General features: G+C 46.4%; 8 protein-coding genes. 3 read left to right on the forward strand and 5 right to left on the reverse strand.

Features of this window, described 5'->3' with window-relative positions; all coding sequences use genetic code 11:
• Nucleotides 1-62 precede the first annotated feature (62 nt).
• Nucleotides 63-644 (reverse strand): hypothetical protein, encoded by a 582-nt coding sequence (locus GFS24_RS20345; RefSeq protein WP_153662623.1) that lies wholly within the window; start codon nt 642-644, stop codon nt 63-65.
• Between the two features lie 138 nt (nt 645-782).
• Between GFS24_RS20345 and GFS24_RS20350 the strand changes: the two genes are divergently transcribed.
• Genes GFS24_RS20350 through GFS24_RS20360 form a run of 3 tightly spaced genes read left to right on the forward strand, consistent with a single transcriptional unit; the run spans nt 783 to nt 5,436 of the window.
• On the forward strand, nt 783-3,200 hold the full coding sequence (locus tag GFS24_RS20350; protein WP_153662625.1) for a glycoside hydrolase N-terminal domain-containing protein: 2,418 nt from the start codon (nt 783-785) through the stop codon (nt 3,198-3,200).
• 41 nt (nt 3,201-3,241) lie between these two features.
• The gene (locus GFS24_RS20355) at nt 3,242-4,375 is read left to right on the forward strand and encodes a sensor histidine kinase KdpD (RefSeq protein ID WP_153662627.1); all 1,134 of its coding nucleotides are present in this window, start codon (nt 3,242-3,244) and stop codon (nt 4,373-4,375) included.
• A complete protein-coding gene (locus GFS24_RS20360; RefSeq protein WP_153662629.1) occupies nt 4,372-5,436 on the forward strand; it encodes a response regulator in 1,065 nt (354 codons plus the stop codon). The genes GFS24_RS20355 and GFS24_RS20360 overlap by 4 nt, the downstream gene beginning before the upstream one ends.
• Before the next feature lie 168 nt (nt 5,437-5,604).
• Here the strand turns inward: GFS24_RS20360 and GFS24_RS20365 are convergent, their stop codons facing one another.
• From GFS24_RS20365 to GFS24_RS20380, 4 genes are all read right to left on the reverse strand, one after another.
• Entirely contained in the window at nt 5,605-7,122 is a 1,518-nt protein-coding gene (locus GFS24_RS20365) for a sulfatase (protein WP_153662631.1), read from the reverse strand.
• Nucleotides 7,123-7,127: 5 nt separating this feature from the next.
• A complete protein-coding gene (locus tag GFS24_RS20370) occupies nt 7,128-8,522 on the reverse strand; it encodes a sialate O-acetylesterase (RefSeq protein WP_153662633.1) in 1,395 nt (464 codons plus the stop codon).
• Between the two features lie 83 nt (nt 8,523-8,605).
• On the reverse strand, nt 8,606-10,429 hold the full coding sequence (locus tag GFS24_RS20375; protein WP_153662635.1) for a hypothetical protein: 1,824 nt from the start codon (nt 10,427-10,429) through the stop codon (nt 8,606-8,608).
• Between the two features lie 190 nt (nt 10,430-10,619).
• Nucleotides 10,620-13,109 (reverse strand): family 20 glycosylhydrolase, encoded by a 2,490-nt coding sequence (locus GFS24_RS20380; RefSeq protein WP_216647458.1) that lies wholly within the window; start codon nt 13,107-13,109, stop codon nt 10,620-10,622.
• Between the last annotated feature and the right edge of the window lie 49 nt (nt 13,110-13,158).

Consider the following 13,158-nt stretch of genomic DNA (forward strand, 5'->3'; position numbering starts at 1 on the left):
ATATGCCTGCAGGTCTCTCTTTAGTCACCTGCACATTTTTTTGAAAAAGCGTAAGGAAAGTTTTAATGCGAGGGCGATTCCCGCCAGTGTGCATGCTCCCAATTGATAGGCGCCTCGCTCCATTGCGGGCCGGGAACATAAGCGTAGTTGGTATTGTTGATATACAGCTTGATCAGTTTGGTTTCCTGCCCATTGATCTTCCACACGTAGTTGTCGGACAGCTTATACGAAGGGGTACTGACGGTAGTATCGTTCCGGTGACTGGCTTTGAGGTGAATATGCAGCATACTGTCCACCACCTCCATATGCTCGAAATGAAAGAACCAGTCCTTTTCCTCATTATGCACTGCCATGGTTATCAGGAAATCCTTTCCAAAACGCATGGGTAATGTATCTTTTCCCGTTATAGTCTCCACACAATTGCTTATATCCAGACTGTCTGTGAGCACATATACCAGGTAGTACCCTCCCTTTTCCAGATCCCCGCAAATGCGTGCCTGGCCACAGGGAGCATAAAAGTGATAGTCGGGCAGCATCTCGTAATCCACTGATACAGGATCTTTGGAAATGATCGTACAGGCTCCGCATAAAGCCATTGTACAGAGGTAACAAATTGCCTGCCGGCATTGGTTGGTCAATCGCATATTCACCGTGGGATTTATAAAAGCCATACAATTTAACGATTCCCCCCGAGGAAAGTTCAATAATGGAATATTCTCAATTTATCGGTCTACTTTACCTAAGGCTTTATAATTAGGCATTTAGCAGTTACATTTATTATTATGAACCACGTGCTACTACTAACTGGCCTCCTGGCCCTATCCATTTCCGCGTCTGCCCAGAAACAGGATGTTTCCCTTCGTTTTAAAGCGCCTGCTGCTCATTACCAGGAAGCCCTGCCATTGGGCAATGGTAAGATCGGTGCATTGATAACAGGCCATCCCGGAAATGACAGGATCACCCTGAATGAAATTTCTCTCTGGTCCGGCGGCGTGCAGGATGCGGATAATGATACGGCCTACCGTATACTCCCCAGGATACAGGAATACCTGTTGCATGGCCGCAACCGGGAAGCACAGGAACTGCTGCAACAATATTTTGTTTGTAAAGGAGAAGGATCAGGACGCGGCAGTGGTGCCAAAAAACCTTTTGGGGCATACCAGGTACTGGGAGATCTTCAACTGCTCTGGAAAGACAGCCTCGCCTCCTGGACCAATTACCAGCGAACCCTCGATCTGGAAAAAGCAGTAGCCACTACCACCTGGCAAAAGGACGGCGTTACCTATAAACAGGAAGCCTGGATCAGCATCCCCGCAAATATCCTGGCCATTAAGATCAGCGCTTCCCGGAAAGGAATGATCTCTTTGTCGGCCTCACTCAGCCGGAAGGAATTTGCATCCGTAACTGTTCAGAAGGATCACATCATCATGCAGGGACAACTGCCGAATGGTGATAAGCCCGGTATGCATTATGCTTCTGCGTTACAGGTAAAAACCAGTGGCGGTACAAAAACTACTACAGATAAAAATATACAGATCGAAAATGCAGATGAATGTCTTTTACTGTTCAGCGCCGCTACAGATTATAATGTAGCGGATTACACGAAGCCCAAAGCAGATCCTTTACCCGGTGTGCTCAACACTCTGCAATCTGCTGCTGCCAAACAATATGGCCCATTGATGAGTGACCATGTAAAACGTTACGCACAATACTTTAACCGTAACCGCTTTTATCTTGACGGAAATATTTCAGATACACTCAGCACACCGGAAAGACTGGCCCGTTATTTTGAACAACAACCGGATCCGCAATTACCCGTGCTGTATTTTAATTATGGCCGATATCTGCTGATCAGTTCTTCCCGCCCTGGTGGCCTACCTGCCAACTTGCAAGGGCTTTGGGCACCGGAATATCAAACACCCTGGAATGGAGATTATCACATCAATATCAACCTCCAGATGAATTACTGGCTGGCACCGATGACCGGTCTGGCGGATCTCGCGGAGCCTGTGCACCACTATACAAAAGGACTGGTAAAAACAGGTACTAAAACAGCTAAAGCTTATTACAATGCACCAGGATGGGTAGCACATGTGATCACTAACCCATGGGGCTTTACATCTCCCGGAGAAGGTGCAGACTGGGGTTCTACACTTACCGGCGGCGCGTGGTTATGTGAGCACCTGTGGGAACATTTCCGTTATACAAAAGATACCGCATTCCTTCGTCAATATTACCCGGTGATGAAAGGTGCAGCCAGTTTCTTACGGGCCATCCTTATCAAAGAACCTAAACATGGCTGGCTGGTAACAGCTCCTTCCAATTCACCGGAGCATAGTTATATCATGCCGGATGGCACACGTGCCAATACTGTAATGGGCCCTGCAATAGATATGCAGATCTGCCGTGAATTATTCGGCGCCTGCATTGAAGCTGCCGGTATATTAAAAACAGATGCAGCCTGGGCAACTGAACTTAAGGAGGTACGCAAACAGCTGGCCCCTAACCAGATCGGTGCTGCGGGTGATCTTAACGAATGGCTGGATGACTGGAAAGACGGAGAACCGCATCACCGTCATATCAGCCACCTGTATGCACTTCATCCTTATGATGAGATCACGCCATGGGCTACACCTGAATTAACTACCGCAGTACGGGAAACACTTCGTCAGCGGGGTGATGATGGTACCGGCTGGTCTTTAGCCTGGAAGATCAATTTCTGGGCAAGACTGGGTGATGGCGATCATGCACTGGTGCTTATACATAAACTGCTTCGCCCGGTGGATCCCGTAAAGCCTGTTGGCGGCGGATCTTACCCTAATCTTTTCAGCGCACATCCTCCATTTCAGATAGATGGTAATTTCGGTGGTACATCCGGCATAGGAGAAATGCTGCTGCAAAGTCATGGAGATGATCAGACCATCCGTATGCTGCCAGCCCTGCCAACAGATGCAGACTGGCAAAGCGGCAGGGTGAAAGGAATGCATGCCCGCGGTGCATTTATCATCGATATGGACTGGAAAAAAGGAGCACTCACCACGGCAAGGATCATTTCCCCAAAAGGCGGTACCTGCCGGTTATTATTACCAGCCGGGAAAACAGTACGCAATGCAAAAGGCGGCGTATTGGCACAGGCAGGGAATAAAGCGGAAGTGGTTACATTCACTACGATCCGGTCTGGCGTTTATCAGGTACAATAAAAGAGGGATGTGCTATCTTTGCCCCTGATAAATAAACAACCATGTTTCATTTCGGTCAGCGGCAAACATTAGTTATTTCCATCTTTATCATGCTGGTAACAGCATGTTTGCTGGTATGGCGGCCTGATTATAACTTTTTCGACGGTGGTCTTATCACGGCCATCCTCCTCACGATATTTATAAAGAAAGATACACCCACCAGGATCATGGGCATTGCCTGTACGATCCTGGTGGTGGTGATTGCCTGCCTGCCTCACAGGAATCCTAAGCTGGCAGAGGTTTTCATTGAACACTTTTTCTCCCTGATCCTCGTGATCAGCTCTACTTTGCTGGTATTGTTCCTGAAAAGTCTTTACCGTACCATGCAGGAACTGAACCAGGCATTGGAAAAAGAAGTAGAAAAGAGAACAGCCAACCTGGAACTCGCCCTCTCCCATCTGGCCTCTTCTCAGGCGGAATTGAAGGATGCCCTGGAAAAGGAAAAAGAACTGAGCGAGATCAAATCCCGCTTCGTATCCATGGCCTCTCATGAATTCAGAACACCTTTAAGTGCTATCCTCTCCTCAGCAGCCCTGATCGGGAAATATCCCACATCTGATGATCAGCCACGCAGGGAAAAACACGTACAGAAAATAAGGGATTCCGTGATCCACCTGAATGAACTGCTGGAGGATTTCCTTTCTCTTGGCCGCATAGAAGAAGGTAAGATCCATGCACATCCTGAAAATATTTCCCTCTATAATTTTGCACTGGAAACGGTGGAAGAAGTGCAGGGTCTACTGAAACCAGGGCAGCACCTGCATCCTGATGTGCAGCCGGACCTGCAGGTGAGATCAGACAAACGATTACTGAAACATATTTTCGTGAACCTGCTCACCAACGCATCCAAGTTCTCTCCTGCTGAAACCAGCATTGGCTGGAAACTCTGGGAAGAGAACGGTTACATCCATGCTATTGTAGCTGATCAGGGGATGGGTATTCCTGAAGAAGATAAAACTTATCTCTTTTCCAGTTTCTTCCGCGCACGCAATGTGACCAATATACAAGGTACCGGCCTCGGCCTCCATATTGTAAAAAGGTATGTGGACATGCTGCATGGCAACATCAGCGTAGAAAGCGAACTGGGCAAAGGCACTACGATATTAATTAACTTTCCAAATCTGCAAGTACAATGACAGCCACCATCCTGGTAGTAGACGATCATCCCGGCATACGCGAAAATGTAGCGGAAATACTTACGCTTGCGGGATACAAAGCCATTGAAGCAGAGAATGGCAAACAGGCCATAGAACTGGCTAAAGAACATCTTCCCAACCTGATCGTCTGCGATATTATGATGCCGGAGCTGGATGGTTATGGTGTGTTGCATATGCTGCGTAAATACCCGGAAACGGAACACATTCCTTTCATCTTCCTCACGGCGAAAACAGACAGGAGTGATTTCAGAAGAGGTATGGAAATGGGTGCGGATGATTATATCACCAAACCTTTTGAAGATGTGGAATTACTGAACGCGGTGGAAACAAGGCTGAAGAAACAGCAATTCCTGCAGGAGAAATTCGCGGCAGCGCATACACAATCTATTGGTACCCTGTTGCAGGACTGGCAGGCTTCCGGTTTATTACACCTGGAAATGGATGCCTACGATGTTGCGCAGTACACGAAGAAACAACCTGTTTACAGAGAAGGCAAACATCCGCAGTTCCTCTATTATGTGAAAAGCGGAAAAGTAAAAGCCTACCGTTTGAACGACGACGGGAAAGAGTACATCACCAATCTCTTCAGCCAGGGAGATTACTTTGGCTATGTTCCTTTGCTGGAAGACAAACCATACGAAGAAAATGCGGAAGCCCTGGACCATACGGAACTCGTGCAAATACCGAAAGAAGTATTCCTGGAGCAACTGCTGAATGATATCAGTGTGGCACGTACGTTCATTAAACGTATTGCCATGGAAGTAAAAGAAAAAGAAGACCGCTTACTGCAACTGGCTTACGATTCTCTCCGGAAACGTGTAGCCAACGGGCTTTTAGCCATCCACGACAAACTGCATTTAGAGCAGCAGCCGGATGCGCTGATAGAATTATCCCGTGATGATATTGCGCGGTTTGTGGGTACTGCCACTGAATCGCTGATCCGTACGCTGAGTGATTTTAAATCAGAGAAACTGATTGAGATGCAGGGAACGCGGATCCGTATTGTGCAGCCGGATCTGTTGAGGAAATTACTTTACTAAGAGAGGATCTGTTGCGGATATTATTTTATTAAAGAAAAAAAATGCGCCCTCGTCTGTTGAGGGAATTACTTATTTAAAAAAAACACCCCCAAAAGACTACTTTATTAAAGAAAAACACCCCCAAAAGTTCAGGCTTTTGGGGGTGTTCCATTATTAGGAGGGTTCCTTTTATTTCGAATCATCCTTATACTGCTTTCTCAGTGCATCCAACTTCTGATGCAACTCCTTCGCAATCCCCGCATACGCCGGATCCCCATACACATTCTTCATTTCAGAGGGATCCTTTTGCAGATCATACAACTCCCACTTATCGATATCGTTGTAAAAATGCATGAGCTTATAGCGATCAGTGCGTACACCGTAATGCCTGCGTACTTTATGTTCTCCGGGGAATTCATAATAGTGATAATAGATCGCATCTCTCCAGGCTATTTTCTTCCCTTCCATTAAAGGCTTCATCGACTTGCCCTGCAGATCGGCGGGAATTTTCACACCGGCGTATTCCAGGAAAGTAGGTGCATAATCAATGTTCTGCACCATTTCATTTACTTCTCCTTTCTTTTTAATACCGGCGGGATAACGCATTACCATGGGCATCACTAATGATTCCTCATACATAAAACGTTTATCAAACCAGCCATGTTCGCCCATATAAAATCCCTGATCTGAAGTATAAATGACGATCGTATTTTCTGCCAGGCCATGCTGCTCCAGGTAATCCAGCACACGGCCAACATTACGGTCTACAGAAGCGATGCAACGCATGTAATCTTCCATGTAACGCTGGTATTTCCATTCTGCCAGTGCTTTACCGCTGAGTTTATCTTTTTTGAATGCTGCGGTGATGGGATCATATTCTCTATCCCATGCTGCTTTCTGCTTTGCATTCATCCTTTCTGTGCCGGATACTTTTTGTTGCCATGGCCGGTTAGGATCACTGCTGGTATCTACTTTCAGGTCAGAGGCCAGGTGCATATGATTGGCAATAGTCATTTCCTGTAAGCCGGCAGCAGTGCGGCCTTCGTAGTTATCATAAAAATTAGGAGGCAAAGGATATTTGCGGCCGCGGAACTTATCAAAGTCTGCGGTATCCGGCATCCAGTTGCGGTGTGGCGCTTTATTATATAATAACAGGCAGAAAGGTTGTGAAGTATCACGGCCGTCCAGCCAGTTCAAGGCTTTATCGGTAATGATGTTGGTAGCATATCCTTCCACCCGTTCTCTCTTCCCATCCATCTTGATGAAATCAGGATTGTAATACTGACCCTGGCCGGGTACTACCGTCCAATAATTGAAACCGGTGGGATTGCTGATCAGGTGCCACTTTCCTACGAGCGCAGTCTGGTAGCCGGCCTGTTGCAATAACTTCGGAAAGGTTTGCTGCGAACTGTCGAACCGCACCGTGTTATCAATGTGCCCGTTCAGATGAGAAAATTTACCGGTGATGATCACTGCACGGCTGGGCGCACAAATAGAGTTGGTGCAATAGCTTCGCTTAAAGACCAGTCCTTCTTTTCCAATCCTGTCTATGTTCGGCGTTTCCGTCAGCCCTTTGTGGAAAGTACTGATGGCATTCTGCGCGTGATCATCAGACATGATCATAATGATGTTAGGTCTTTTCTTTGTTTGTGCAAAACCGTTGAGTGCTATCAGCAACGAACAGCTTGCCAGGATCATATACTTCATATCAATTACTTTTCTTCCCAATTATCAGTACGGAATGGATTCACCGGTAAACCTGCTTTGTTGAAGATGTTACCGATAGCTGTGTTGGTAAAAGCAAAACGCACTGCTTCCGGTTCCTTCACCGTTTTAGCGGATACGGTTACCGTATTGCCTTTTATCGTTACATCCGCAGGTACGAACTGATGGTCTGCACCGGCAATAAAGAACTGTTCTGCTTTTTTACCTTTCAGCACCAGGCCGTCTTCTGCATTGTCAAAGTGAAGGATGATCTTGTTATCCTTCTTTTCCATCTGGTTGAACTGCGGACTTTTATAGGCAATGCCTGTTTTGCCGTAGGTATCACTCAGTGCCCAGTTAGCGAGACGAAGTCCTACATCATGTTTGTTACTGGGATGGATATTTCCGGTATCTGCTACGAGGTCTGTAATAACAGCCATGCCTGTACGCGGGAATTTCAGGGTTTCCGTTTGTGCTTCTCTCAGCAATGCACCTATAATGTTACCCTTACCATAATTATACGGCGCTATCTGTACGAAATAAAAAGGTAATTCTTTCTTCCATGCTTTGCGCCACGCGCTGATCATGGTACCCATTAATTTAGTGTAAGTACCGGAGGTGGTGGTATTACTTTCTCCCTGGTACCAGATGGCTCCTGCGATGCTGAAGCTGGTAATAGGGGTTATCATAGCATTGTAAGTATAACCGGGTGTGATTGGCCAGCTATTACTTGGCTTAAGTTTGGTGGCCGCTTCTTTTAACGCAGGATCATTTTCCACTTCCGGTGCAGGCGTCCAAACCTCTGCAGGTGTGCCACCCCAGCTGGTGTTGATGAGCCCGATAGGAATATTCAGGTCCTGCCGTAATTTCTTTCCGAAGAAATACCCGACAGCACTAAACCCTTTCAGCGTATTGGAATCACAGGCCACCCAGCTGGCGCTGCAATCATCCTGTGGATATTCGGCTGTTGTATTAGGGATCTGGAAGAAGCGGATCTTACTGTCTGCACAGGTAGGAAATTCTGCTATAACATCTTTCAAGCCCTGGTAAGAACTCCAGGCCATATTACTCTGGCCGCTGCATACCCATACTTCACCGATGAGCACGTTTTCCAGTTTCACCAGGTTATTACCTTGTAACGAGATCGTGTAAGGGCCACCAGCTTCTGGTGTTTTAATACTGATGCGCCATTTGGCATCACTTGTGGTAACCGTTGAATCCAGGCTGTTGTTCCAGGAAGTGTGTACCCTGATCTTTTCACCGGCATGTGCCCAGCCCCAAAGCTGTACGGTAGAATTTCTCTGCAAAACCATATTGCTGGCAATCACTGCAGGCAGGCGGATCTGACCGGAAGCCCAGGTGCAGCAGCATACTAAAAGGAACGTTGATAGAAAACGTGGCATGATGATGAATAAATTTTAATTGTATAGAGTAGACGGTTTCGTCCGGTCAAATTAATAAACCTAACGCAGAAATCACAATAAGCTTAACGGAACTGAAGGAAAGAAGGGGCCCTCATGGCAAATATATCGAAACGGAGATCCACTACGGTAGTGACCTCAAAATACACATTACGCTGACCGGGAGGGGCATCCGGGAAATAGTAAGCCCCCAGTTTGAAGGTATTCAATGGCAGGTTTTCGTTCCTGATCCTTACTCCCAGCCCGTATCCTGTGTACACCGGGTTTTCCAGTAAATAGTTTTCCTTGTAGGACACCTGGGAAGCCTGTACTGATGCAAAGAAATTAAACTTGAAGCCATACACTTTCCAGGGACTGTAATACACTCCCTCGGAACGCAGGTTGATACGATGAAAACCACTGATTTTGGTATCCCGGTATCCCCAGATACCGCGCTCCATATTTATATCCAGTGGTTTATAGAAATAATTGTTAGGATTGCCGAGGTAATCAATATTCACGAACAGCCGGAAAGCCCCCTTCCAAAAACGCATCAGGCGACTGTAATAAGCTGCCTTGGCACTGATCACCATATCTTCAGAAATATTCCGCTGCCAGAAACTACTGATACCGGCGCCAATACTCAACAAACCATTCAATCTTGTATGCCAGTACTTTTCTCCTTCCAGCCCTGTGTAGAAACGTTTCCTGTCCATCCAGTTCTCCCAGCCTGCGGACAAGCCCATCCTGTAACCGTAGGGAATATCCTCGGTTCGGCCAAAGCCAAAGAACTGATGGGTTTTGAAGTAATCCTGTTTAAAAAGCAGCAACTGGCCCAGGTAGTAGTGCCGGTCGTTATAAATGGGATCTTTTATGAAGGTAGGTTGCGAGGGATTTTTATCAAACTTCAGGTTGAAATACCTCCCCAGTATAGCCAGGTTGGGTCTGTTATAAGAACGCCCATCATTCCGGAAACGGTTTAAGAAACTATAACCCGTCCAGATATCCAGTACTTTATAGGCATAATCCCTGAAGATGCTATCCGGCTGGCCATAAATATTGATGGAATAATTCCGGGAGAGCGTGAATCCTCCTGCAAACTTTGCTGAGTTCCGATACAAAGGCCGCTCTACCTGCAGGTAATAAGATCCTTCGTACACGTTACTGTCCAGCGGCAATTGCGTATTCAGGCTGCTGTAGCCAACTGCCGCATCCAGGAAGGTTCCTAATATATTGTATTTTGTATATCTCGCTTCCGTGCCCCAGGGCCGGCTGTACGCATTATTCCATCGGAATCCGAACTGTAATCCCTGCCCTGCCCCAAACAGGTTATTATTAAAAATTTTGGCTGCGACGGCATTGGCACTGGCTTCCCGGAGGTCCAGCCCATATTCGAATACATCCTTGGTCACCACCATTACATCCACAGAATCCATATAAGCCGTTTCCACCATGAGGATCCGGGCATCCTGGATAAAGGGCCTGTTACGGAGATACCTTTCATTATCTGCGAACTCGTATGCATTCACCGTATCCTTTTCCCGGAAAAAGAGGTTTTGTTTGATCAGCCATTCTTCCGAATCAAAATGGAGGCGGTTGGCCAGGTGGATCAACTTCATGGAAGTGGTGAAAGTGGTATCGTTGATATTCCGGGGACCGAATACTTTCACCCGGCGGTAATAGATATGACGAATCGTTCTGCCGCCATGGGGCAGAAATCCCTGTTCACTCCTGATCATACTGCTATCATCTGTAGAAGGCGGTGGGTCATTGTGCCGGGAGAGCTTAAAAAGTACAGAATCCCGGTAACGCCTGCTCTTCAGAGAGTCGACATAAGTATTGAATTTCTTGAACCACCTTTTGCCCTGCGCCGGTATGGTGTCCGCCTGCGCAGCAGCCTTTTGTGGCATGCAAAACAAAATCAGGTAACAGCTAAGGGTTGCAATAATGCTTATTTTCCAGTACAGTTTCAATTATTCCCTTGTTCGTAAACAACAATACAATTTTTTGACCAATTATGCGGATTACTGAAAAAAAACAAGGGAAGGGCAAACAATACCTGTTTGCTCCCTCCCTTCCTATAACTTGTAATATTCTGACCTAGTTTTGTATGGTAACCGTTCTGCCGCTTCTACCCACACTATCATACACTTTTAGTTTTATGATCCCTTTCTGCGCTATCGGCGCTGTATAAACGGGACTTTTAGCCGTTGGCTCTTTCCCGTCTGTACTATAACGGATGACAAGGCCCGGAAGTTGCACATTCGCTAAAACTTTTCCATCTTCCACCACGGCCCCTGCTGTGGGTATGCGATATGCATATCCCCCGTTCCATACAGCCAGCCGGGGTAGTTCCCTTTTACCTACCACATTCGCAAAAACGTTCCAGGCTTCATTATACAAGGTCTCGCTTTTTGTCCAGGAAGGATCTTTTGCCCAGGCTCGTTCAGCCATGCCCAGGAGTTTTGGTAATAAAAGATATTCCAGCTGCGCCGGGGTTTTAACGGTTTCAGACCATAATGCCGCCTGGATACCGGTGATATTCTCCTGCCCGTATTCCGTTAAACGATCCTTTCCGGTAAAGGTAGAAGCTGGTAAAGGATTACCGGCACCATCTTCTTTGGAATTTTTATAGAGATCGAAAGGAATAAAGTAGAACGGTTTGTCCACATCCACAAAACCACCCCAATAAAAACCGGGTTCATTATAATCCCGTGTGTAAGCCATGTCGAAATAATAATTGCTCACACCGGATAACACTACTTTATATCCTGCATTGGCCAAACGATAGGCCAGATCTTCCACGCCCCAGCCCATCACGTTATTCCATACATCCAGCTGAAAATTGCGGTTGCCGAAATCGGGATTCGCGATCATTACTGTTTGTCCGTCCTTTTTTGTTTTGCGCATACCGGCTTCTTCCCAACCATATAATTGTAAGCCACGTTTATTCACGATCTGTGCTACTTTATCGTAGAAATAATACCACAGATCGTCCGTATGTTTCAGAGATGGATTATCTTTTATCAATTGCTGGCTAACAGGAGACTTTTCCCATACGCCTGCGGGTGTTTCATCTCCTCCCATGTGAATGATATCTAAGGGAGCTCCTGCTTCTTTATGCATCGCTGCCAGTTCATCCACTACTTTTTCCAGGAATTTGTAGGTGGAAGGAAGCGCCACATTCATAACATTATCTTTCCATTCCTGCACAGAGCGGTACTGACTTTTATCATCCGGATCACTCAGCCTGTATTCATTTGCAGCGGTTGCGTTTCCTGCCTTCATGAACTTAGCATAACGCGCATCCATAGATTTAATAGCTGCGCGGGCATGGCCGGGCATTTCAACTTCTGGGATCACTTTAATGTGCCGGGCATTTGCGTATTTTAATATTTCGATGTAATCTGCTTTTGTGTAGAAACCGGAACCGGTAGTATTATTTATATCCGGACCAGAACCATAAGAAGGTTGTATGGCAGTCAACTCTTGCAGATCATGTCCTCTGCGGCCGCCTACTTCTGTCAGTTCAGGCAAACCGGGTATTTCTATCCGCCATCCTTCATCATCACTCATGTGTAAATGAAAAACGTTGAGTTTGTATAACGCCATTACATCCAGTACCCTTAAAACTTCTGCTTTAGCGTGGAAATTGCGGGAAACATCCAGCATAAAAGAGCGGAAGGGGAAACGGGGTGCATCTGTTACTTGTGCATATTGCAAAGTAACCGTTTTTGCTTTGACAGGTAATAAAGAGCGAAGGGATTGTATGCCGTAAAAAGCCCCTTCTGAGTTGGGCGCAGTGATCAGGATGCCGTTGTTGTCAATGCTCAGTGTATAGCTGTCTTTTATTGCTGCTTTGACGATGCGAATGTTAGGATTACCCGTTTTAACTGGCTTGCCAAACACCTTACTCAATTCTGCTGCCAGGAAGTCCGCTTCCTGTGCAAAGGCAGGGTCGGCACTGATCGAAATATCCCCACCCAATTCATACTTCCCTTCTTTCTTTTCATAACTAACCGGCGTAGGAAAAATAACCGGTAATTCTTCTGCCGGAATATCTTTCGTAGTGCTGTTCTTCTGATAAATATCTGCGGCGGTAGTTTGTGCTTTCTTATCACTCGCATTCCGGAGTAATTGTTTATCCTGTGTGGAAGGGATCACTTTAAACTCCGCAAAAGAATATCCCTTTGCCGGTTCTTTATCCCATACAATGTAAGGCCCGTCTGGCGCATCCGTATAGTTGGTGACCCAGGCTACAGAAATGATATTGATCTTTAAAGAATCCCCCGGTGCAATACCTCCAAAACCGGCCTTTGGTTTCAAAGTGTACAGATGGCCGTTAATGTGCCCAGCTTCAATACCCGGTGCTACTTCTCCCGGTGTTACAAAACGGATGAAATTGTAATAGATCGTCCAACCGGAAGCCGGGAAAACCTGTTTGGTGTTGTTGATGATGGTGAACGTGGATAAAGACTGCGCCTTCCCCTGGTAACCATTCTCCACTAACTCCCAGGTAATGGTGGGTGTTTTTTGAGCCTGGGCCAGGGAGGAAAACAGTAAGAAAACAAACATTAGTCTGAGCTGCATATAGTTAGGATTTAATTACAAAATATCAAAAACGAAGAACGGCTTGAGC

This window comes from Chitinophaga sp. SYP-B3965, assembly GCF_009647655.1.
In the GTDB taxonomy this organism is placed as follows: Bacteria; Bacteroidota; Bacteroidia; order Chitinophagales; family Chitinophagaceae; genus Chitinophaga.

What these genes read in the sequence shown, in the direction of transcription:
- GFS24_RS20345 (WP_153662623.1), bottom strand. Translation starts at nt 644, where the DNA reads ATGCGATTGACCAACCAATGCCGGCAGGCAATTTGTTACCTCTGTACA.
- GFS24_RS20350 (WP_153662625.1), top strand. Translation starts at nt 783, where the DNA reads ATGAACCACGTGCTACTACTAACTGGCCTCCTGGCCCTATCCATTTCC.
- GFS24_RS20355 (WP_153662627.1), top strand. Translation starts at nt 3,242, where the DNA reads ATGTTTCATTTCGGTCAGCGGCAAACATTAGTTATTTCCATCTTTATC.
- GFS24_RS20360 (WP_153662629.1), top strand. Translation starts at nt 4,372, where the DNA reads ATGACAGCCACCATCCTGGTAGTAGACGATCATCCCGGCATACGCGAA.
- GFS24_RS20365 (WP_153662631.1), bottom strand. Translation starts at nt 7,122, where the DNA reads ATGAAGTATATGATCCTGGCAAGCTGTTCGTTGCTGATAGCACTCAAC.
- GFS24_RS20370 (WP_153662633.1), bottom strand. Translation starts at nt 8,522, where the DNA reads ATGCCACGTTTTCTATCAACGTTCCTTTTAGTATGCTGCTGCACCTGG.
- GFS24_RS20375 (WP_153662635.1), bottom strand. Translation starts at nt 10,429, where the DNA reads ATGCCACAAAAGGCTGCTGCGCAGGCGGACACCATACCGGCGCAGGGC.
- GFS24_RS20380 (WP_216647458.1), bottom strand. Translation starts at nt 13,109, where the DNA reads ATGCAGCTCAGACTAATGTTTGTTTTCTTACTGTTTTCCTCCCTGGCC.